Below are 24,522 nucleotides of genomic sequence, written 5' to 3'. Positions count from 1 at the left end.
AATATATTATATCAATTTATATACAAATATATATTGGACTCTATGTAATTTTAATACTAATATATATTTATAAAATATTTATGAGGGAGTGAACGAATGAAAAAAAGCAAAACTTTTAAAATTTTAATCGTAGCGTTAATCGCAGTAATAATTATTCCTATGCTTTATTCTTCAATATATCTTAAAGCTTTTTGGGACACCTACGGAGGAGTAGACAATGTTCCTGTAGCCTTTGTAAATTTGGACAAGCAAGTATATAAAGATGATGAAAAATACAGCATAGGAGAAGATCTTAAAAACAAACTAAAGGATAATACTCAAGTGCATTGGACTTTTACAAATTATGAGGATGCCAAAAACGGCGTAGAAGGAAGCAAGTATTATGCAATGATAATTATCCCTGAGGACTTTTCAAAGAAGATATCAGATGTAAAAGATGGTAAAATAGTTAAACCTGAAATAATCTATGAAGCAAACATAGGAAAAAACTATGTATTTTCCCAAGTATCTTCAAAGGTTGCCCAAAGTATAAAAACCAGCATATCAGAAAATCTTCAGAAAAATTTATCCAAAGTATTAGTAGACAATCTTTACAATATGAAAGATCCTTTAAAAACCGCTGCAGATGGATCAGCTCAAATTGAAAAAGGCAGCAGTGATTTATTTAATGGTGGCACCACAATAAAAAATGGTATGGACACTGCCTTAGCAGGAATAGGCAGCCTCCATGATGGTCTAAAAAAAATATCCACAGCCCAGCAGCAAATACTGAATGGTACAAGTTCCCTAAAAGACGGTCTAAATAAATTTAAAACCGCTTTTTCTCAAGGCAATGAAGGGCTTAGTGCTCTCACTGGAGGAGCAAAACAAGTATCTGTAGGAGTAACTCAGGCTAAAGAAGGAGCTGAGACAACTCAAACTAAATTATCTGAAGGCTTAAATAAAGCAGCAGACGGAATAGATTCTGTAGCACAGAATTTAGGAACTGCTAACACCCTATTGCAGTCAGCAGTAGCTGATTTTACTTCTAAAGGAAGTTTCAGCACAGAAGATATAAATAATATAGAAAAGGCTTCTCAAATCACCAATGCAATAAAAAACAGTGATATAAAAACAAATATTAGTTCTCCGCTAAGAAGTACTAGCAATCAACTTACTCCATTAATAACTGGGCTTAATAATCTTCAGCAAGGAGCTGATGCTGTGTCTGCAGGAACTCAGACATTAGCTGATACAGTTAGCTCCAGTCAAACTACAGCTTTAGATGGGGCTAATAAGCTTCTTCAAGGTGCATCCGCTCTAGAATCAGGTAACACATCTTTGCTGAACGGCTTAAATACAGTTACAGAGAAAACCTCTGAGCTTTATTCTGGAGTTTCTAAATTAGATGATGGAGTTTCAAGTTTAAACAACGGTATAAACTCTATAAATACAGGAAGCAGTAAATTAACCAGTGGATTGCAGGAAGGTTATAACAAAATCAATAATAATTTAAAATTTACATCTGATGCTATGTCTGATTTTATTTCTGATCCAATTGTACTAACTGACAAATCTATAAATAAAGTCAAATACTACGGGGAAGGATTAGCACCTTACTTTATGTCATTATCACTTTGGCTTGGCGCTATGTTTATTAATTTACTCTTCTCCATATTAAAGAAATTGAAGGATGAAAGCAAATATATAAATAGCTTCTTAGGTAAATTTATTTTTGGAAGCCTTATCGCATCCGTACAAGCCCTGCTTTTAAGTTTTGTTATGATAGCTTTCATAAAAATGGATGTAGCAAATACAGTTACTTTTTATTTAAATAACATTTTTACGGCTATAGTTTTCTTTAGTATAATCTATGGGGTAACCAGTGCTTTAGGAATTATAGGCACTCCTATTATGTTTATTGTATTCCTGTTTCAATTAGCTTCTTGCGCAGGAACTTTTCCTATAGAAACTGCTCCAGCATTTTATAGAATCATAAATAAATTTATTCCTATGACTTATTCTGTAAGTTCCTTAAGAATGGTCATAAGTGGTATAAATTCATCAGTATATGACAAAAATATTATTGTGCTATTAATTTTCATGATAATATTTATAGCTTTTTCCTTATTAATAAATATAATAAGAAATAAGAAAACTCCGCAAAAAATGCAAAATGCTAAGGCTGCTTAATTATTTATATAAGTTACAAGTAAAAATAAACTTGTAACTTATATTTTTTTGCTATATTATTTACTTTATACTAGGCTATGTTTAAAAGAATGTTGATAAAGGCTTTCACCGATCAAAACAAAGCTCTGTACAAAATTAAATAATGGAGTGTTAACATATGGAACTTCTTCAACTTAAATATTTTCAAACTGTAGCTGAGCTTCAGCATATAACTAATGCTGCAAAAATATTAAATATAAGTCAGCCTTCTTTAAGCATTATGATTTCAAGACTAGAGGAAGAATTAGGCACCCCTCTTTTCACCAGAAGAGGACGAAATATAGAGCTTAATAAAATAGGAGAAATTTTCTTAAAACACGTAAATAATATATTTAATGAAATAGAAGACTCTAAGAATGAGATAAAGGATGCTTTAGCTTCAAATTTAAAAAGTATATCTATAGTTACCAGTAATACTAGAATATTGAGAGGCATTCTTAGAGATTTTCTATATGCGCATCCAGAAATAACAGTACATCAATATTTTAATACCATGGAGGAAATGAAAAACGATCTGCTTAAGGGAGAGATTGATTTCTGTATTGGAACACCTCCCGTATATCATCCTCAGATTAGCTTTACTATTTTAAGAGAAGACGAAATAGTATTGGTGGTACCTCTTAATCATAGATTGGCTAAAAATGATGAAATAAACTTAAGCGACGCAGAAAACGAAGATTTTATAGCTCTCGCTAACGGATATAGTTACAGAAAATTGACAGACGATTTATGTCTTAGTGCAGGTTTCACTCCTAAGGTCATATTTGAAGTCGATGACGCTTTAATGTACGAAATTCTAATGCTGGAACGTGGAATATGCTTAGTACCTCTATCAGTAACTAAAGCCTACATCAATGAACCTTATAAAGTACTTAAATTAAAAGATGTAAATGCTTCTATGAAGATAGTTTTATGCTGGAATAAAGAAAAATATATGTCTTCAGCCTGCGAAAATTTCAAAAAATTTATGATTGAAAATTTCTGATTACATGTGCTTTAAATAAAATTACTCTTATCACCTACATAATATAATACTAATTGATGTAAGGCTCTTGTACATCCTATATATAAAAGCCGCTTATCAAAATCGCTTTTATATTTTTCCTTTGATACCTCATATATAATTACTGCATCAAATTCCAATCCTTTGGCTAAATAAGCTGGTATAACTACTGCAGAACCTCTTATATTTTTATAACTTTTATCATTTAATGTAACCACATTTATTGACTCTTGAAGCTGTTGCTTTACATTTTCTGCTTCCTGCTGAGATTTTGTTATTATAGCTATAGATTTATATCCTTTTTGAAAAAACTTATTTATATCCATACAAATATTTTCATTAAGCATCTGTAAATTATCTGCTGCTTTAACCTGTGGGTATGCTTCATGCCTATCAAAAGAAATACTATCATCTGTTTTTCCTATAAGTTTCTGATTAAAAGAACTAATTTCATAGGAGGATCTGTAGCTTTTATTTAAAGTTAGCTTTACAGACTTTTTCTTATTAAATATGTGATTTATATATTCATATATTTCCTCATTCCCTGGCTTCTCTAAAGTTTGATTTATATCTCCTACCACCGTATACCTAGCGTTTTTAAATAGTAGATTAAAAATATGATAATGTATGGGATAATAATCCTGTGCTTCATCTATCACTACCTGCCTAATTTCTCCAAATTCATCATTTCCTCTGAGTTTTAATTTCATGCACAGCATTGAAAGCTCATCCTCGTGAAATATAACATGTCTATTTAGTTTTTCCTTTGTATAATTTATAATTTCTTCTATGGAAGCTGGAAGCTCTAAACCTTTAGCCAATCTATAAAATAGAGTTCTATCATTAAATAGACCCTTATATAAATTTAACTCTTCTATTTCAGTAAAGCCTTTAATATATTTCATAAGCCTATTAGCTTCCTTAACGGCTAACAATCTGCTAAAAGATTTAATTTCAAGGATATGATCTTCTGTAACAGCAGTCACCACCTTTTCGATGGTATCTAATCTAGCTTTACGCATTGAATGAATTTTTTCTAAAATAATATTTTCTATCCTTTTAAGCCTTTTTGCTGCAGGCATATTTATTTTATTATTGAGAAACATATTTTTTATTTCATCTGCCTTTATAGCAATTTTTCCATTATAGTATATATCTCTAAAAGGATTAATTTTTCTTTCCCAATATTCTATAAATCTATCTAGTATTATTACAAACTCCTCTGAACTTTTAAATTTTATACTTTCAAGTCTAATAAAAAACTCTTTTTTTCCTTGAAGGCTTATAATACTTTCCATTTGCTGCTGTCTTTTTTCGTTCTCTATAAAATTATCTATAGTCAGCTGTTTAACATTTTCTTCTCCTAGCTCTGGCAGCACATCTGAAATATATTCACTAAATAATGAGTTTGGAGAAATAACCACAATATTATTTATATTCAATTTGGATTTCAATCCTTCATAGAGTAAAAAAGCTATTCTATGAAGCGCAATAGAAGTTTTTCCACTGCCTGCAGCTCCCTGAACTATCAGCAGTTCGTTTTCAGTATCTCTTATAGCTATATCCTGTTCTTTTTGAATGGTCTCTACTATGCTCTTCATCTTAGGAGATGAATTTCTTGATAGAACTTCCTGAAGCATTTCATCATTTATGGTTATACTGCTGTCAAAAAAATACTTCAGCTTAGAATCCTCTATTTTATATTGTCTTTTTAAGCTAACTTCTCCCTCTATCACTCCTATGGGTGACCTATAATTTGCCTTACCCAATTCATTTCTATAAAATATACTGCATAGGGGCGCTCTCCAATCATACACATAAATATCATTTTCAGTATCATCCATAAGATTATATAATCCAACATAAATTTTTTCTGCTTCAAGTTCACCCCTTTCTATAAAATCAAATCTTCCAAAGTAAGGAGATTTCAGCATTCTATTATAACGATCAATCTTTTTTATAGTACTTCCGTAATCCCTTTCATGGCTTTTTAGTTCCTGTAAATATTGATTCATCTCTGGAATTTTTTCAAATTCATAAGATGAATGTGCTCCTTCCTCCCACATATCTCTTGCACTTTTCAACAGCTTTGACAATTTAGGATTAATGGCATCTTCTTCTTTATTAACGTTATTTTTAATTATATTCAGAGTTTTTCCTAAATATATATCTTCTTCCTCGTAATTGCTTTTAAAATCATCCATTTAATCACTCTCCCATAAATTTTAATTAATTCACTTGACATGGTTAACAGTTAATGATATTATAATAGTATAATTTTTATAGTTATGATATTATTGCTATTATAATGTTAATTATTAATTTTATTATAAATTTATGCTTTTGTAAATACCAAAGCTAAGATTCTAATTCTTAGCTTTTTTTGTCTATATATTGATGTTTTAATTCCAGCTAATTAAATTAGCTATGCGTTAATGCATAGCCTCATAAATCAGTAAAATATAGACTTTAAATAAAAATTTGATTTCTGCCAAGTTTTTTAGTTTTATATAAATTATCACCTGCAGTAAATTTTATCCAAATATATTTATGCAGTTTTTTCCTGCTCGCTTAGCAGAGTACAAAGCCTTATCTGAATTATTAATAATATCTATTAGCTGCTGATTATAATCACTTTTTACAGCTACACCTATGCTTATAGTTACTTGAACACCATGGTATTCCATAAAATTATATTTATATTGCGAGGCCTTATCCCTCAAAATTTCTAAGGACTTTAGAATATTATCTAAGCTTCTCCCATTAAAAAATATTATGAATTCCTCGCCGCCATATCTCCCCATGATTGAATTAGAAGGCATGTACCTTTTACACAATGCTGCTACATTTTTTATTACCTCATCTCCAAATAGATGTCCGTAAGTATCATTAGTCATTTTAAAATTATCTATATCCAACATAGCTACTGCGTAATTCAAACTACCTTCCTTTACAGATTCATCATATTGTTGTTTCCCAAGCTTCATTAAATGCCGCCTATTATATAACTTAGTAAGCTCATCATAAACAGCAAATTCCTTTATTTTCGAATACGATACGGCATTTTCTATAATTAGAGCAGATTGCTCTGAATACAAATCTACTAGACGAATTATGTCTTCAATATTGTATTTTGTTTCTCTTGCCACCACATCAATTGTACATAGTAACTTATCTTTTCTCTTTAAGGTTTTTGAAATCAAATTTTTACCATTGAGATATTTATAAGTTATTTCTGGAGTCAATTTTTTATTGCATCTAAAAGGTGTATCATATTTTAAAAACTTTACATTTTTATCTTCTCTTTTACTAACTATATAGCTCTCCGTTTCAGATACGCTGAGCATTATAACACAAATATCATAATTAACAATATTATTAAGATTATTTACCATAATCATAAGCAATTCCTTAATATCCAAAGTACTCATCATTGATTTTAAGCTTTGATTTAACGCTTCTGCCAATTTTCTTTCTAAGGTTTCATATTCAAGCTTTAAATTTTTTATTTCAACTTCGTAGCTTAATCTCTCATTCAAAAGTGCACTTTCTCTAAATATTCCTACTTGAAAAAATGCTTGAATACCCGTTATTATTACCATACAAATTGGAGTATAATATATGCTTAGATGAATTACCTTATTATTATTTAAAACATCTGTTAGAGCTAAAAATGCCATCATAAATACACTTAAAAAATTAGTTAAAGCATAGTCATATCCTTTTTTATAAGTCTTATATATCAAATAAAAGCACAAAGTAAAGGTAATAGGTATCATAATTTCACATAAATATGCAGAATATATCATATATTTTACAGGCAACAAAATACCTATAAAAATTATAAAACCTAAAGCTATCCCTGAAGCTCGAACTACATTTCTATTTAATAGTTCTTCATATTGATAATAAAAATAAAGGAAAAATAATTGTATCGCAACGAAATCTATAAGGTAAATTTTAGTGTTTATATCAAAACTTATATTAGGAAATAAATAGTTAAAGTAGCATTCACCATAAAGTAAAGGTCTTATAGCAATAGCCAATGCATACAGTGCTAGATAAGCGTATTGTTTGCTTCTAGAGTGTATAATATAAAACATAAAGAAAAATATCGACATTCCAAATAGCAATGCGGAAATAAACGCTTCAGTAAACAGTCCCGAATATTTTAATTTCTGTATCTGACCTTCACTTCCTATGATAATTGGTAAAGTTATACCTGAGCGATAATAGCTGAAATTACATACCTCTAATTCTAATTCATTAATATTTTTTTCAGCTGTGAAATTAACTACATTTGTCGTCCACTTTGGTTCAGCTAATTTCTTATTTCCACCGACTTTACCGCTGGAAAAATATAATTTTCCATTAATCCATAGATTATACGAAGTACTTATTTGGGGGAGTTTAATTGCTAATCTCTGATTAATATTAGCTTTTATTAAAAGCCTATATGTACCATATCCTTCATAAGGCAATTTATTCCCTTGCTTATCTTTATATTGGCTCCAATTGTAAGCTGGAACTTGTACCATTTGTTTTTTCGATTTGTCCAATATCTCGCCATTAGAAGATAGAAGCTCATTCCAGTAAAATTCCCATGTACCGCTTAATTCTATAGGTGATGCGTTTTCAATATTCGTAACATCTATTGTTCCGTTCTTAACATAATCATGGTTTTTTCCAATACCGTTAAATATATTAAATAATATTATAATCAAAGATAAAATTATTATTGCATTTGCAATCTTAATCAGTTTTTTCATGCATTTCCCCCAAAAAACACTAAATATTTTATCTAGTTTTCATTATATCATATAAAGTTTTATTTTTATTCTATAAATTTCAATTATACTACCGCAGTTTTGAATTAACAGCAAAGCTTTTAAAGCACAATTTTTAATTTCTGTGCATTCAATTTCTTTTGCTGGCAAATACTAATGTCATAATTTTAAACAAGGAGGAACTTTATATGGCAAAAAAAATGAAAACCATGGATGGAAATCAAGCCGCTGCAGAGGCTTCTTATGCCTTTACAGATGTAGCAGCTATATATCCAATCACCCCTTCTACTCCAATGGCTGAAGGTGTAGACGAATGGTCTGCTCATGGTAAAAAAAATATATTCGGTCAAACCGTAAAGGTAGTTGAGATGCAATCAGAAGCAGGTGCAGCAGGCTCTGTGCACGGTTCACTGGTAGCTGGTGCTCTCACTACTACATATACTGCATCTCAAGGGCTTTTGCTTATGATTCCTAATATGTATAAAATAGCAGGTGAACTGCTCCCAGGAGTGTTCCACGTAAGCGCCCGCGCTTTGGCCACTCATGCTCTATCTATTTTGGGTGATCATCAGGATGTCATGGCTGCAAGGCAAACTGGTTTTGCCCTGTTAGCCTCTTCTAGTGTGCAAGAAGTAATGGATCTAGCAAACATCGCTCATTTGGCTACTATAAAATCCAGGGTTCCCTTTCTTCATTTCTTCGATGGTTTCAGAACCTCCCATGAATATCAAAAGATTGAAGTCATCGATTACGAAGATGTGGCTAAGCTTATAGATTATACTGCTTTGCAAGCTTTCAGAGAAAGAGCCTTAAATCCAGAGCATCCTTCCGTAAAAGGAACTGCTCAAAATCCGGATATATATTTTCAGGAGAGAGAATCTGCTAATAAATTTTATGATGCAGTGCCAGACATAGTAGAAGGTTACATGAGAGATATTGAAAAAATAACAGGAAGATCCTATCATCCCTTCGATTATTACGGCGATCCTGCTGCTGAAAACATAATTATAGCCATGGGATCCATATGTGATACCATAGAAGAAACTATAGATTATCTAAGAGGAAAAGGAGAAAAGGTTGGAGTAATTAAAGTTCATCTTTACAGGCCTTTCTGCAGCGATTACTTCTTTAAAGCCTTACCTAAAACAGTTAAAAAAGTTGCTGTTTTAGATAGGACAAAAGAACCAGGTTCTACTGGAGAACCTTTATACCTAGATGTAGTAAAAGTACTTTATAATTCTCCAACTAAACCTTTAGTGGTAGGCGGTCGTTATGGATTAGCTTCAAAGGATACTCGCCCATCTCAAATTCTGGCGGTATTTAATAATTTAAAAAGCAATTCTCCTAAAGATAGATTTACCATTGGCATAATCGATGACGTAACTAATACTTCACTTCCTGAGGAAGAACCGATAGAAACCACTCCAGAAGGAACCGTAAGCTGCAAATTTTATGGATTAGGCTCTGACGGAACAGTGGGAGCTAACAAAACTGCTATAAAAATAATAGGAGATAATACAGATTTATATTCTCAAGCTTATTTCTCCTACGACAGCAAAAAATCCGGGGGAAGTACTGTATCCCATTTAAGATTCGGCAAAAAACCAATAAAATCACCTTATCTGGTTTATGAGGCTAACTATGTAGCTTGTCATAATAAGTCCTTCCTGTATAACTTAGATGTATTAAAAGGTTTAAAGCCAAATGGAACCTTTGTATTAAATTGCCCTTGGAAGGAGGAAGAATTGAACGAGAAGCTTCCGGGATATGTTAAGAGGTATTTATCTAAAAACAATATCAATTTTTATGTAGTAGATGCCATATCAATAGCTCAAGAAGTAGGGTTAGGTACTAGAATTAACATGGTAATGCAGGCTGCATTCTTTAAACTTGCTAATATAATACCTATTGATGAAGCACTTGAATATTTAAAGAATTCCGTAGAAAAAACCTACGGGAAAAAAGGTCAGGGCATCGTAGAATCTAATAAGCAGGCTATTACAAAGGGTGCCGAGGCAGCTCACAAAATCAATGTACCTAAAGAATGGGAAAACGCATCAGATGAAAAAGTAACAAAAAAAGATCTGCCTGAATTTATAAAAAATATAGAAAGACCTATGGCAAGACAAGAAGGAGATGATCTTCCAGTAAGCGCTTTTAACGGAATGGAGGACGGTACTTTCCCGCTAGGTGTAACTGCTTATGAAAAACGTGGAATAGCCGTAAGAATACCAGAATGGCAGATAGATAAATGTATTCAATGTAATCAGTGCTCCTTAGTGTGTCCGCACGCAGTAATAAGGGCTTGTCTTCTTACTGATGAAGAAAACGACAGAGCTCCCGGAACCTTCTATACCAAAATTCCAATGGGAAAAGGAGGCTTCGAAAAGCTTCATTACAGAATTCAAATCAGTCCTTTAGACTGTACTGGATGCGGCAACTGTGCAGATGTATGCCCTGCTCCAGGTAAAGCATTGATTATGAAACCTGCTGAGGAGCAGATTCATGAACAAGCTGAAAACTTTGAATTTGCTATAACCATAACAAATAAACTTAACCTTATGGATATCAATACATTAAAAGGAAGCCAGTTTGCAAAACCTTTGTTAGAGTTTAATGGTGCCTGCCCTGGTTGTGGAGAAACGCCATATATAAAGCTTCTTACCCAGCTATATGGTGATAGAATGATGATTGCTAACGCTACAGGCTGTTCTTCAATATGGGGAGGAAGTGCACCTTCCATTGCTTACACCACAAATGATGCAGGTAAAGGTCCATCTTGGGGTAATTCTTTGTTTGAGGATAATGCTGAATATGGTTATGGAATGTTCCTAGCTGTTAATCAAATGAGGAGAAAATTAACTGACTTAATGAATGAAGCTTTAGGAACGAACATCAATTCTGAGCTTAAAGAAGCTTTCAAAGAATGGCTAGATAGCATTAATGATGCCAAGGCCTCCATTGAAGCTTCAAGCAAAATATTAGCCAATATAAATAAGGAAAATATAAACCAAAATTCAGTATTAAAAGAAATTATAAACAGAAAAGATTTCTTGGTGAAAAAATCTCATTGGTTCATCGGAGGAGATGGCTGGGCCTACGACATAGGCTTCGGAGGACTGGATCACGTATTAGCTCAGGGCGACGATGTTAACATATTTGTTATGGATACAGAAATCTATTCTAACACAGGCGGGCAGTCATCAAAATCAACACCAGCTGGAGCAATTGCCAAATTTGCTGCTGCCGGTAAGAGATCAAGGAAAAAAGATCTTGGGCTTATGGCTATGACCTATGGTAATGTTTATGTGGCACAAATAGCAATGGGAGCAAATATGAATCAAACCATCAGAGCTATATCTGAAGCTGAAGCTTACAACGGACCTTCTCTTATTATAGCCTATGCTCCTTGCATAAGCCATGGAATCAAAACAGGCATGGGTACCAGCATAAATGAAGAGAAGAAAGCAGTTGAATCTGGATACTGGCATCTTTACAGATATAATCCTCTGTTAAAAAATCAAGGAAAGAATCCTTTTGTATTAGATTCCAAAGAGCCAAATAGCTCTTATATAGACTTTATTAAAGGAGAGATACGTTACGCATCACTGATGAATGTCTTCCCTGATAGCGTGGACGAAGCCTTTAAATTATCTGAAGATTTGGCTCAAGACAGATACATGCTCTACAGAAAACTATCAGAACTGCAGTATTAAAACAAAACCTAAAAAATAAGCAGATTAAAAGGTACTATCATTAAAAATAGTACCTTTTATAAATTATATAATATTATTTTTCATTAGTATCCACATATTCCTTAGCATTTATCACGTCCACTTCGCTAGGAATACTCACCTGAGAAACAGGTTTTAATTTATCTTCATTTGCCCAAGCAGCTGTATCATGCTTTTCGATAGGTATCTTAATAAATGCATCCTTCACTTTATCATTTCCCATAGTTACTCCTCCTCTCTTTTAAATAGTATCTGCATTTTTAAAAATCAAATACTAAATGCCACCTAAAAAATCAGCTGCTTCCGTTAATCTTTTTTCAAATCTGCTTTTTCCTATAAGCTTAATACTTTCATACAAGTCTGGAGTGATGCTACTTTTTGTTAAAGCAATCCTTATAACCATAGCTACATCACCTACATGACCTTTATATTTATCCTTATTTTTCTTAAAATCTTTAACTTTAGAGGCATATCCTAAGCTTTCACCAAATTTCTTCAAATTATTAAACCACTTTTCTTGGTCATCATTATCATCATAAAATTCTTTATACTTTGTTAAAATTTCTTTAATTGCTTTTTTATCCATGAATTCTGGGAATTGAAACATTTTATTATAAGAATCATATAATTCATCAAAGAAAAAATATAAATCTTTTTTCACATCTGTCCACTTACTTATATCTTTTCTTGGTTTTTCAGATTCTCTTTCTATATTAAATACCTTAATTCCATAATCTTTATCGGACTTAAATAGGTTAGCCATTTCCTCATCATAGACTTCTGCCCACTTTATATAAGAATTATATACTTCTACAGCTGTCATATCAGCCACCATTTCTTTGCTTATGTCCATAAGCTTATTTAAATCAAATAAAGCTCCCGAAGCACTCATCTTTTCTATATCTACAAAGAATTCTGTATAGGCCTTTTTCTTATTTTCTCTTCTCCAATCTTCAAAATTTGAATTTGCTATATGCAGAAGATATTCTATAACAGCTTTAGGCAGATATCCTTGTTCATCATAGTAATTAAAAGAAAGCTCTGGATCTTTTCGCTTACTGAGTTTCCTTTTAGATGTTCCATCCATTTTCATTAATGTAGAAGTATGAGCATACTCCACTCTTTTGAAGCCAAGCATATCAAAAAGTTGAATATGAATAGGTGTAGAAGAAAGCCACTCCTCACCCCTTACCACCAATGTGGTTCTCATTAGGTGATCATCTACTGCATGAGCAAAATGATAGGTTGGAAGTCCATCGGATTTTAATATTACAATATCCTGAATATTTTCAGGCATACTAATTTCTCCTTTTATCCTATCTCTAAAGGTAATCCTTTTATCAGGAGTCCCCTGTGATTTTAATCTAATTACATATTCCTTTCCAGAGGCTAAGTTTTCCTCTATTTCTTTCAATTTTATACTTCTATGCTTAGCAAATTTCCCGTAGTACCCTGTATTCACCTTTATGCTCTCTTGAAACTTTCTAAGATTATTCAAATCTTCATTAGAACAAAAGCATGGATATGCTAATCCCTTTTCTATAAGAGCTTTAACATAACATTTGTAGATATCAATTCTATCACTTTGCGTATATGGACCATAAGCTCCCTTTTCATTTTTTTCATCAATGCTTCCTTCATCAAAAAAAATATTATAAGTCTTAAGCCCTTTTACGACGTCCTCTATACTCCCTTTCACTTCTCGTTTTTTATCAGTATCTTCTATTCTTAAATAAAAGATGCCGCCAGTCTGATGAGCCAATCTTTCATCAATTAAAGAACCAAATATGCTTCCTAAGTGTAAAAATCCTGTAGGGCTTGGAGCAAATCTAGTAATCATAGCTCCATCCTTTAATTGTCTTTCAGGATATATTTTTTCATAATATTCAGTAGTAGTTTTTATATCAGGCAGAAGTAAATCTGCAATTAATTTATAATTATCCATATTATCCATCCTTTCGTTATAAATAAAAAAGCCCTTCATCCTAATAGGACGAAAGACTATCTTCCGCGGTACCACCTAAATTGACAATAGTTCCACTTAATAATTAGCTGAAATTTTTTGGCCACAAAAACTTCAATTAACTTCTCCAATAACGTGAAGAACTCCGTAGAATCTACTCAATGTTTTTCAATTCCATGCTCCAAGGCTTCTTTCAAAGAATTCAAATGCCGAATTTCCACCATCATCGGCTCTCTTTAACTATTTACTTCTCCTACTCTTCCTCTTCACTGCATTTATATTAATGCATTAATTTTTCTCATGTTACATCTTTTCAAACATATTGTCAATACTATTTTTTGTTAGCAAATTGATTTATATAACACTTTTTCTATAAAGATATCCAAGAGCGTTGCATCAAATTGAGTTCCTGCATTTCTTTTTAATTCTTCTATAGCTACTTCTTCAGGTAATGCATCTCTGTAGCTTCTTTCGCTAACCATGGCATCATAAGCATCAGCTATTGAAATAATCCGCGCTTGAAGAGGTATTTCTTCGCTTTTTAAAGCTCTAGGATATCCTTTTCCATCCCATCTTTCGTGATGTGCCAGCACATACTGAGCTATTTCCTGCATATCACTTACAGTGCTAAGAATTCTATATCCTATCTCTGGATGCTGCTTTATTTCATTCCATTCATTTTCCGTTAATTTTCCGTTTTTATTTAGTATATTTTCTTCTATAGCTATCTTGCCTATATCATGTAAAAGTCCTACAGTTTTTAATTCTCTTACTCTATCCTCTGGAAATTGCAAAGCTCTTCCCATAGCTTCGCATAGATTTGAGACTCTATGTGAGTGCTGCTCTTCTCTCTTATTTTTTTCATGAAGAGTACTTATTATAGTATTTATAGTTTTCCCTCGCATGCTTGGTCTTTGAAATAATTTTATTTTGTACATATTGTCCTCTGATTTTTTCAGTATATCTGAAATTCTTTCAGTAGGCTCTTTCTTTGTAGCATATCCAAAGGAAACGGATATATCAATAGAATTAATTTTTTCTGTCAATTCTAGGCTTTCTATATACTTAACAATATTCTCAGCTCTATCACAATCTGTTTTGGGAAGCAAAATTATAAATTCATCACCGGACAATCTAGCAAGCACATCTCCTTCTATACATGCTTTTTTTAATAACTCAGCTACTTTTATTAGCAATTTATCTCCAAATACATGTCCAAAAGAATCATTTATAAGCTTCAGCCCATTAACATCAGCCATTATAATAGTTAGAGGCAGATTTTCTTCCTTATCAAGCTCTCGTAATTTTTCTTCGAAAAATCTCCTATTATGCAATCCTGTCAATTGATCATGATAACTTAGGTATTTTAAATTATTTTCACTTGCTATTAAAGCCAATTCATTGCGTCTCTCAACTGTCATATTCCTAGATATAGCCAGAACCTCTTTATCATTGCTTTTTACCATTCTTACTTCAAAGTAATGTTCTTTTCCGGAAATATCTAATTTATATTGAAATGTTTGTAATTTTCCATTTTCAATAACTAAAGCTAATTTCTCCATTGCATTCTTTGCTACATCTTCTGGCATTAATTCCGAAATACTTTTCCCAATAAATTTAATTTTAGGCACTAATAATAAGCCTTCATCTCCAGAAGTGCAATCCAAAAAGTACCCTTTATCATCGATAACAAATAATAAATCTGGAATAGCATTTACAATAGCTTTATTCTTCTCCTCGCTAGCTGCCAGTTTTCTCTCACTCTCAGCAATTTGTTCATATTGAATTCTTAACTCTTCTTCCGAAGCAGTGAGCTGCTGAACATAAGCTTGAAGTTCTTCATTAGCCGCGGCTAATTCTTCATTACTTTTATTTAGTTTAGTTTCTGCTGCATCCACCTTTTTTATAAGCCGTTTTATTAACATATAGATTATCAAGGTTGTTATAAATACGTATAACCATCCTTTGTAGGTACTTATAAGTAATAGCATGCCGTTATCAATTGAAATTTTACTTGCTTCCAAATCAGTAATGTAAATCCATAGTAGTCCAATAATAAGATAGGTTAGACATATTTTTACTGCCTCATACTCTAGCTTACTTTTTCTTTGAGACCTAAAAATTATCATGAATTTTTTCAACTTATCTCCGAACATGATTACTCCCCCCATCCAACTAATTAATTCATTTAACAATGATGTTTATAAATATATCGACCTATTTTCCCAAAAACTTCACTGTTTAGACTAAATTTTTCGTCGTATGCTAAATAATTACTTTTAATTACTATTTACTATTAATAATATAACATTTTGAACATTGTTACAATATTATCCTTCATGATTTTTAACATTGCTTCTTAAATACAATTTTATTTGACAGTATTCTATGATATAATAAGCACTATTGGTATAATTAGGCATCATTCTTATCTAATAATATTACAGAAAGGTCTTGTGAAATTAATGACAGCAATGAATAATTCTAATTTGCTAAAAAATAATTCTCTACGATTGCTTATGATAGCAAGAGTATCCACTAATTTTGCATATCAAATGCTTACAATTGCTATAGGGTGGCAAATGTACTCCCTTACACATTCTGCATTTTATTTGGGACTAGTTGGATTAGTTCAATTTCTTCCAATGCTTTTATTATCTCTATTTGTGGGACATCTTTCAGATAGATATGACCGTAGAAGAATAATAACTATTGCCCAGGTAATTGAAAGCGTAGCTATTGTTTTGCTGGCTTTAGGAAGCTACAGCGGCTGGCTTACTAAGGAAAGATTCCTTTTAATAATTTTCTTTATAGCAGCAGCTCATTCCTTTGAAGGACCTCCAATGCAAGCATTACTGCCTAACATTGTAAGCAAGGAAGTCTTCCCTAGAGCTTCTGCTTTAATGTCCTCTGTATCAGAATTTGCAGTTATTATAGGACCAGCAATGGGTGGCATATTATATTCCTTTGGTGCTACTTTAGTTTATAGTATAGCAGCAATTTTATTGCTGCTTTCTGGTATACTTATATCTCAAATATTTATGAGAAAAGAAGAAAGAAAAGTTGAAGCTGCAAGCTTGAAATCTTTTTTTGCTGGAATAACCTTTATAAAAAGCAAACCTATCATACTTGGAGCTATATCCTTAGATTTATTCGCCGTACTATTTGGTGGAGCTACAGCTCTTCTTCCAATATATGCTAGTCAAATTTTAAAGATAGGCTCCTTAGGATTAGGCATTCTTAGATCTGCACCTGCCGTAGGTGCTTTGCTCATGTCAGCCTACCTTGCTAAAAAACCATTAAGAAAGAATGTGGGACATATAATGTTCACTGCGGTAGTATGTTTTGGACTTTCTACCATCATATTTGCTATATCAAAGTCAGTAATTATATCCTTTATAGCTCTTTTTGCACTGGGCGCTTCCGACGTAGTAAGCGTAGTTATACGTTCTACCCTGGTTCAGCTTGAGACTCCCGATTACATGAGAGGAAGGGTAAGCTCTGTAAATATGATATTTATAGGCACCTCAAATCAGCTGGGTGAATTCGAATCAGGTACAACAGCTTCCTTGCTTGGAACTATGCCTGCAGCACTTGTAGGTGGGCTAGGTACTATAATCGTTGTAGTGCTGTGGACCAAATTATTTCCTTCTCTATTTAAAGTAAATAAATTTGAAGCTAGCAAAAGCTAGCTTCTCATTACTTTAACGTTAATTCTTTTATTTCTTCAAATGGATAGTTAATTCCAGGACAATCTGTGCCTTCATTGAGTTCTTTGTGACATTTTATCATTTCTATGTTATATTTCTTCATCACATACTTACATAAATTAACTGTAGAAATTTTCTGTTTTTCTGGCATTAATTCCTGCATGTAATTTCCCTCAGCGCATATTCCAATAGACATATCATTTGCTCCAGCGCAATGGGCTCCTATGGATTCTTCAGGCCTTCCTCTATAAATACTGCCATCTTTTCTTACTAAAAAATGATATCCGCATCCAGCCCATCCGTTTCCCAAATGAAGTTTATGCACATCTTCTACGCTGCACATGCTTATAGCCGCATGATGAAGCACTAAAATTTCTGGTTGATTGCCATAGGATAAATCCTTGAATTTCAAATTACTTTCAATTATATCCATGATTTCATCTCCTCAAACTGAAACACATTCTATTCATCATTTCTGCTAGTTCTAAAAGGAGCCAAAGGTAATCCATTTTTCCCCAATATCGTTACTGACCCATAATTGGTCCAAGAATATCTCACATACTTTGGATTTGACACTTCCTTTGAGTATACAAATATCTTGTTGCCGCAAATCTCTGCAGCAGCTTCTTTATAATTTTTATCTTCTCCTGCTATTTCAAAGCCTTCTGCCTTCTCACCCTTTAATACCATTCCATCTTCTGCATAATCAAAGTTAATTTCTATTCCACTAGCTTTATATTCAAAGGATTTATAAATAGGTCCATAAGCTTTTAAAGCTTTACCATACACATGGTATAGAGCTTGCATAGACAATCTAACTCCCACAGGCTCTTTGTCCACTGGATGAATATTATCAAATTCACCGCAGTCAAGTATAACAGCTAAACCAGTGTTCTTAATTGTTTTATGCACTCTCATCTGTGCTTCCCTTATAAGAGCCCAATGCTTATTATCCTTATCCTCTCTACCAATGAACATAGGAAGCTGTACAAAAATAAATGGAAGTTCTTCATCTTCCCAGTCATTTCTCCACTGCTCTATAAGTTTAGTAAGGAGCTTACCATACATCTTTGGCTTGTGGTCATCACTTTCTCCTTGATAATATATGAAGCCTCTTAATGTATATGGCATAATCCTTTTAAGCATGGTCTCATACACTCCTGCCGCTCTGAAGGGCGATTTTGGTCCAAGAGGCTCAGGCCAATGGCATTCTCCTGCAATTTTGAGAACCTGAGACCATAGTATATCTGGCTTTTCAGCATAACATTTATCAACTTTTTTTTGCCATTGCTCATACCATATATTATAATCTTCTAATTGCTTCAAATACTCCTCAAAGCTTCTTCCCTTATTAGCATTATCATATTCCTGCACATAAGTATTAGTGTCCCTATCCAGCTCTAGACTCTCCCTGCTTATCCAGGCTGAAGCTGAGGTTCCTCCCCAATTGCAGCCAATTATGCCTACAGTCACATTTAATTCTTCTGATAACTTTTTTGCATAATAATATGCAACTGCAGACCAAGTACCTGCATTTTCAGGTGTACATTCCTCCCAATGATTTTTAGATTCTTTTTCAAAGAACTCTTCGTCTATATAACTTAGCCTAAGAGTATTATAGAATCTTACGTTTTCATTTTTTATGTTTGCTACGACTTCTTTACCATTTTTGCTGTTTTGCAGTTCTAATTCCATATTAGATTGTCCACCTGCTAGCCATACCTCTCCAAGCATTACATTGTCAAATAGAATCGAGCTGTTTCCATCAGTGATACTTAAAGCATATGGACCTCCTGCTTTCATGCTAGGAAGAACAGCTGTCCATTTATTATTCTTTACTTTTGAGCATACACTGAATTCACCTATAGAAATTGTAATTAAAGTGTCTTCTGTTCCAGTTCCCCATATTCTTATATTTTTTTCTCTTTGCAATACCATATTGCTGCTAAAAATCGATGCTACCTTCAACAATTTAAATCTACCTCCAATATAATAGTAATCCTTTCCATAGATAAATTGTAACACTAATTTTATTAAAAATTAATGTACAATTTTGTTACAAAACTACATGGTTTTTTATATACAGATTTATATAACCTTTCATGGCCTCATCATAGTCCCTACAAATAGTGGCAGCTTTGTTTCATTATCGATTACAGCATACAAAAAAGGTCTGTTAAGTATTATACTTTTCATTAGAGGCGCTGCTCCAGATTTCATCTCAACTTTCGTAGCTGCTGCTGCTTTTGTTCCATCAGTATTTACAGATATAAACGCTTTATGAAGTATATTGCTCACATAAATATTTCCTTCACTGGAACTACCCATATTAGAAAAGTCTGCATTATTACTATCAAAGCACAGTTTAAGTCCCATTTCTTTTAAGGAATCCGCTAATTCCAAACTATAATCTGCTTCGAATATAGGCATTTTAACACTAATAGCAGTTTGAACTCCATTATTTATAAGCTTTATAAAATCTTCTCCTGTAAGAGAAGATAAGTAATTCTCTAGGCTTATACCTTCATTAGGAAGCAAAGCAACAAAGCTGAACTTACCGCCCTTATATTCTTTTATGAAGCCTTGCACTTTATCATCATTAAGATACTGATATTCTTCTGAATTCATAAATTTTACGGATTTATCGGTACCCTCCTCTAATCTAAAAGTGCCAGTGTTTACATCTTCCTTTTTATAAGGCTGCTGCCATTTTTCATCAAAATAAATAGTGTTTATTAAATACATAACAGTATTTTTATCAATTTTATCTACAATTTTATTTATTTGATTTCCTGTATTTTTCTTAACCCAATTATTTATATCTTTTATTGTATTATCGGATTCAAAGTCCGATTTATAAGCTTCAGCATTATAATAATCTGCGGCACTTTGAAGAAATTTCTTCTTTACGGTTAAATTTTTTGCCTTGCTGTACCATATGGAATTTCCAATACTTACTTTTCCTTCTTTTTCATTGGTTAGTTTTCCCATTAAGCTGTGGTAATATAAATTTAATTGTGAGGAACTCATATTTTCTGCCCCCAGCAAATTTTCGAACTCCTTAAGCGTATCACCAGCTGCACCATTTTCTGTCATGCCAAGAGCCATATAAATTGATACGGGGGATATAAGCGAATTTTCTTGTTTATTATAAGACTTTTTAAATAGATTGATAGAAAAGTTGGAAGTTATTTTTATAAAACTCGTATCCAGCTTTATATCATCAGTTTTTTGAATTTTAATCTTTTTCATTAAATCTTCAGCATAAACTTTACTTTCAGATAATTTCTTTTGTAAAAGTGCAGAGGTCAGCAGCAATAAAAAAGCAATTGCAGCTGATATCATCGGAATAGATTTTTTACTCATAGAATACCTCCTATACATTTACATACTTTAAGCAATATTTTTTATTCTGCCTATATAATGGTCACTTAGCTATATTGTTATAGTTTTTTATGCATTTTTTTTCATTAGGTTCTGTTTTAAATCAGTGTTGATTTTTACACTGATTTAAAACTTCCTTAAGTTCGGAAGGCTATGTTTTAAAATGTTGATATTATCGTTTGAGTTCTAGGAACTCTTAGGGATTGCGACTTATAATTGGCGTAATTTTGCCTAGGACGGGCAAAGCAATTTTAGCGCCATGGATGGCGCATTAAAATTGGTAGCCGATTATAACAAAACAGCCCTTAGAGTTCTTTTACGAAAAACGCCTTTATCAACATCCTTTTAAATCATAGCCTTTTATTGAGAAAAACCATGTGGATATGATCCTCCCATTTGCCATTTATATTTAGATATTTATAAGCTAGCCCCTCGTTATAAAACCCCACTTTCTCTGCTACTCTTAAAGAGCGCTTATTTTTAGGCATAATGTTAGCTTCTATTCTGTGGAGCCCATACTCATTAAACATAATTTCTATTCCTTTGTTTATAGCCTCAGTCATATAGCCTTTATTTATTTCATCCTTATCTAGCTTGTATCCTAGATAACAGGATAGAAAAGCTCCTCTCACAATATTGCTGAAACCTATAGATCCTATTATTTTTCTCTCATCTTCCTTTTTAAGTATCCACACTCTAAAAGAATCCCCTTTTTCAATGCTTATGTATTCTTTTTCCAATTCTTTTTCATGATAGGCTTTGGTATAAAATCCTTCATTTCTCCTAGGTTCCCACTCTTCCAGAAACAATTTGTTCCTAGAATAATATTCTAAAACCAAATCTGCATAGCTCTTATCCAATACCTTTAATACTAATCTCTCTGTTTCATAAATTTTTTCCACCATAATCACTCCTAATTCTTTTGTCTCTGTTTTTAATCAAAGAAATATTTCTCTTCAGTGGAAATATTATAACATGCTTATAGATTAATTCTAAATTCCATATGGATATGTATTCATTATTGTGATACCCATTAATTAGATGCATTTAAATGCAGAATAGTTTTCTTAAATATACTCTTATTTTCTTGCAAGTTACAGCTTTTTATTATAAAATAATATTATTGTTAAAAAGGAATTTATAAATGATTTTTTTAATCTTTAATTATATCACATTTTATTATTTTTGTAAATCTTTTTGTTGGATATTATATAATATCTATAAAAATCACGGCAAAAACCCATCTTTCACTGCAATACACAGAAAGATGGGCTTTTTTATATTGAATTTGTTTTCTTACACTATATCTCCATATACTAGGCCTCTTGTTCCTGTGGCCACATAAATGCGTCCAAACACTCTTGGGTCCCCTGATATAGATCTAATATCACCAAAATTATGTTCATTATCGTTGATTCTAATCCAGTTTTCTCCGCCATCATCAGATCTATAGAAACCATACTCTCCATTTATAGTTCCGCTGGTGTATAAAGCTTTAATTTCATTACCTTCTTTAGGTTTCCCAAGACCAATTCTATTTATATAATCTCCAGCCTTTGAAACCCTTTCTCCTATAAATCTATTTTCAGCCTTATCATAATTTAACTTCCAAAGTCCTCCTTCAAGCATTGCAAGCCATATAGTTCCTTCTTTTCCTGATTCAACTCTTATCTCATAGCTCTGCTCGCTATCTATGCCGGCAAGATTAATCTTAGGAAAATCTTCTGGTGCTTCAACTTCCTTAAAAACTGCACCTTTATCTGTACTTACATAGAAGCCTCTACCCTCAGAATTATCACTGAAGCCATAGAAAATATCTGCATTCACTCTATCTGACATAACCTTAAAAGGCATTTTGTCAGCTTCTATCAATTTTCCTTCTCTATCATAAACTGAGACTTTTGCCCATATCTTTCCTAAATCTCTTGTATAAACAAGCTTAGAGGAGTATATTGGTAGTCCAAGCCCCCAAAGTATTGTATTGCCATCTGAGGATACTGCCGCCCAGCCAGCTGTAACATTTGGTGTTTTTATATATTCTACAAGCTCATCAATATCCTTAGTGAGTCCTACTGGATCACTTAACTGCTCCCAGCTCTTGCCTTGGTCAAAGGATACAATTATTCCCCCCTTAGTTTTTCCAAGCCAATTTCCTCTAGGAGCCACCACTAGCATGTTAGGGTTGCTGTCAGGGAAATCTGCATTCATTGCAGTTATCCATCTATCCTTATTATGATTTGCAAAGGTGTTTTCTGCAGGTTTATCAAGATCCGTGAATACAAATCCACCATAGTCACCTATGATATCTATAACTTTAACTTCTCCAGCTGGGGGTGAATAAACATTTAAATGTACAGTTTCTTCCACGCCCTCATCACAGCAGCTCCATACTACATCTTCTCCTCTGTCTGCCGCAGTCAGGTTTCTAGTCATGAATATTCCTGCTCCTGTGTTGAAAAGTGCCATATCGCTGTCAAAAGGATTAATTTTTAAATCTGACATCCAATGAATAAGAGACAGATTTCCATTGTATTCTGGTCTTTGATAGGAAACATTAAAATCAATTTTTCCTATTTCTAACCCTGACATGATAGGTTTCCAAGTGATACCATAGTCAGTGGATCTATAAATTGTATCCGGTGCTGAAGTAATGGTAGAGCAAATTAATGTACCCTTATGATTTTTATCAGCGCATATACCGCTTATTCCATATCCCACTCTTCTTTCAGGAGCTTCTTCATCATGAAAATTGGGTTCTATTATATTTTGAGGCGTTATGTCCAAAGCTTCTATCACCTCTCCATTATCATCAAACTCAAAACGGAACAAAGCTCCATCATAGCATTTTCCAGTGTCGCAGCCATAGCTGTTCCAATTAGACCAGCCTATGTTATAAGCAGCATAGGATATATAAAGATATTTTTCTAAAAAAGCAGCACGCTGCCCCACATAGCCTGGATAATCCTTAGATCCTGCTATAACTGGTGTGGGTTCACCCTTTAATGGTTTAAAGTTTTCTCCTCCATCATTGCTTACATAGACACTCTGACCGCGAACATTTTCTATTAAGGAGCCTTGTCTTCCATTTGTTGCAACAATTATTCTGTTCGAGTCAGCTGGATCCATTTCCACAAAAGCTATGTTGGTTTCATTATCCTTTCCAGGATATGCTACCTCTAACCTTTTCCAGGTTCTACATCTATCCGTTGTCTTCCACAAACCATCTTCCATGGTTCCTAAATAAAGCACCTCAGAATTATTAGGATCTACCACCAACCTTTCCCCAGTAGATCTCCCTGCCGCATTTCCATGTATGGTAGCAGTATTTCCCTTCTCATCAATTACAGGTGGATCAAAATATACAAAATGCTTACCGTAATCCTCTGAAAAAGCTATCTTATGCTTAGGATAAAGACCCACCATGGTATATAAGTAGCTTGGATTTTGCTTGTCTAAAGCTATTGAAAGTGGATAAGTTTCCCACCTTTCAGAATCCTTTACATGATCCACAAGAGATATCCAGCATCTTTTTTCAAAATCATATCTATAATTACCACCTATATCAGTTCTGCAGTATAAAATATTAGGCACTGAAGGATGAAAGAGGAATCCTGTAACGAAACCTCCCCCAGGAACTGAAATAGATTTATACATATACTTTTCGCGTTTATTTAAATTATCTGCTTGGACAGTCATATCTTCACTCCCTTTAATTATTGGTTTACTATTT

Annotated in this window: 14 protein-coding genes and 1 other annotated feature; of the genes, 4 read left to right on the top strand and 10 right to left on the bottom strand. The window is 32.9% G+C overall.

What is annotated here, in order from left to right; translation table 11 throughout:
• Positions 1–96 precede the first annotated feature (96 nt).
• Together IAI10_RS21785 and IAI10_RS21780 are read left to right on the top strand one after the other, a co-directional pair.
• The gene (locus IAI10_RS21785) at positions 97–2,172 is read left to right on the top strand and encodes a YhgE/Pip domain-containing protein (RefSeq protein WP_315675425.1); all 2,076 of its coding nucleotides are present in this window, start codon (positions 97–99) and stop codon (positions 2,170–2,172) included.
• A gap of 157 nt (positions 2,173–2,329) precedes the next feature.
• Positions 2,330–3,196: a LysR family transcriptional regulator gene (locus tag IAI10_RS21780; RefSeq protein ID WP_315675424.1), complete on the top strand. Its 867-nt coding sequence runs from the start codon at positions 2,330–2,332 to the stop codon at positions 3,194–3,196.
• Positions 3,197–3,207: 11 nt separating this feature from the next.
• Here IAI10_RS21780 and IAI10_RS21775 read toward each other — a convergent pair whose 3' ends face one another.
• Together IAI10_RS21775 and IAI10_RS21770 are read right to left on the bottom strand one after the other, a co-directional pair.
• On the bottom strand, positions 3,208–5,418 hold the full coding sequence (locus IAI10_RS21775) for a UvrD-helicase domain-containing protein (protein ID WP_315675423.1): 2,211 nt from the start codon (positions 5,416–5,418) through the stop codon (positions 3,208–3,210).
• 330 nt (positions 5,419–5,748) lie between these two features.
• Positions 5,749–7,983: a diguanylate cyclase gene (locus tag IAI10_RS21770; protein ID WP_315675422.1), complete on the bottom strand. Its 2,235-nt coding sequence runs from the start codon at positions 7,981–7,983 to the stop codon at positions 5,749–5,751.
• Positions 7,984–8,189: 206 nt separating this feature from the next.
• On the opposite strand from IAI10_RS21770, the gene nifJ reads away from it, so the two are divergent.
• Positions 8,190–11,717, top strand: coding sequence for a pyruvate:ferredoxin (flavodoxin) oxidoreductase (nifJ, locus tag IAI10_RS21765; RefSeq protein WP_315675421.1), 3,528 nt, complete (start codon positions 8,190–8,192; stop codon positions 11,715–11,717).
• A gap of 73 nt (positions 11,718–11,790) precedes the next feature.
• On the opposite strand, the gene IAI10_RS21760 is transcribed toward nifJ, so the two are convergent.
• The 3 genes from IAI10_RS21760 to IAI10_RS21750 form a co-directional block, all read right to left on the bottom strand.
• Complete coding sequence (locus IAI10_RS21760) at positions 11,791–11,958, bottom strand: DUF3787 domain-containing protein (protein WP_315675420.1); 168 nt, start codon at positions 11,956–11,958, stop codon at positions 11,791–11,793.
• A 51-nt stretch (positions 11,959–12,009) separates the two neighbouring features.
• Entirely contained in the window at positions 12,010–13,680 is a 1,671-nt protein-coding gene (gltX, locus tag IAI10_RS21755) for a glutamate--tRNA ligase (RefSeq protein ID WP_315675419.1), read from the bottom strand.
• A 41-nt stretch (positions 13,681–13,721) separates the two neighbouring features.
• Positions 13,722–13,977: a binding site (T-box leader), on the bottom strand.
• A gap of 62 nt (positions 13,978–14,039) precedes the next feature.
• A complete protein-coding gene (locus IAI10_RS21750) occupies positions 14,040–15,854 on the bottom strand; it encodes an HD domain-containing phosphohydrolase (RefSeq protein ID WP_315675418.1) in 1,815 nt (604 codons plus the stop codon).
• A gap of 309 nt (positions 15,855–16,163) precedes the next feature.
• Here IAI10_RS21750 and IAI10_RS21745 point away from each other — a divergent pair, with 309 nt between their 5' ends.
• Positions 16,164–17,390 carry an MFS transporter gene (locus IAI10_RS21745; protein WP_315675427.1) on the top strand — a complete coding sequence of 409 codons (1,227 nt, stop codon included), beginning with the start codon at positions 16,164–16,166 and terminating at the stop codon, positions 17,388–17,390.
• Between the two features lie 7 nt (positions 17,391–17,397).
• On the opposite strand, the gene IAI10_RS21740 is transcribed toward IAI10_RS21745, so the two are convergent.
• The 5 genes from IAI10_RS21740 to IAI10_RS21720 all read right to left on the bottom strand — a co-directional run bounded on the left by IAI10_RS21740 (position 17,398) and on the right by IAI10_RS21720 (position 24,488).
• Positions 17,398–17,841, bottom strand: a complete 444-nt coding sequence (locus tag IAI10_RS21740) for a peptidoglycan recognition family protein (protein ID WP_315675417.1) — start codon at positions 17,839–17,841, stop codon at positions 17,398–17,400.
• A gap of 29 nt (positions 17,842–17,870) precedes the next feature.
• Positions 17,871–19,379: a sialate O-acetylesterase gene (locus IAI10_RS21735; RefSeq protein WP_315675416.1), complete on the bottom strand. Its 1,509-nt coding sequence runs from the start codon at positions 19,377–19,379 to the stop codon at positions 17,871–17,873.
• A gap of 129 nt (positions 19,380–19,508) precedes the next feature.
• Positions 19,509–20,774: a serpin family protein gene (locus IAI10_RS21730; RefSeq protein ID WP_315675415.1), complete on the bottom strand. Its 1,266-nt coding sequence runs from the start codon at positions 20,772–20,774 to the stop codon at positions 19,509–19,511.
• Positions 20,775–21,142: 368 nt separating this feature from the next.
• Positions 21,143–21,694 carry a GNAT family N-acetyltransferase gene (locus tag IAI10_RS21725; RefSeq protein ID WP_315675426.1) on the bottom strand — a complete coding sequence of 184 codons (552 nt, stop codon included), beginning with the start codon at positions 21,692–21,694 and terminating at the stop codon, positions 21,143–21,145.
• Between the two features lie 394 nt (positions 21,695–22,088).
• Complete coding sequence (locus IAI10_RS21720; RefSeq protein ID WP_315675414.1) at positions 22,089–24,488, bottom strand: VPS10 domain-containing protein; 2,400 nt, start codon at positions 24,486–24,488, stop codon at positions 22,089–22,091.
• Positions 24,489–24,522 lie beyond the last annotated feature (34 nt).

It is taken from the genome of Clostridium sp. 19966, assembly GCF_032335695.1.
Taxonomy (GTDB): domain Bacteria; phylum Bacillota; class Clostridia; order Clostridiales; family Clostridiaceae; genus JACTOJ01.
Note: the sequence above shows the minus strand (reverse complement) of the source record. Positions and strands in the feature narration are given on the sequence as shown.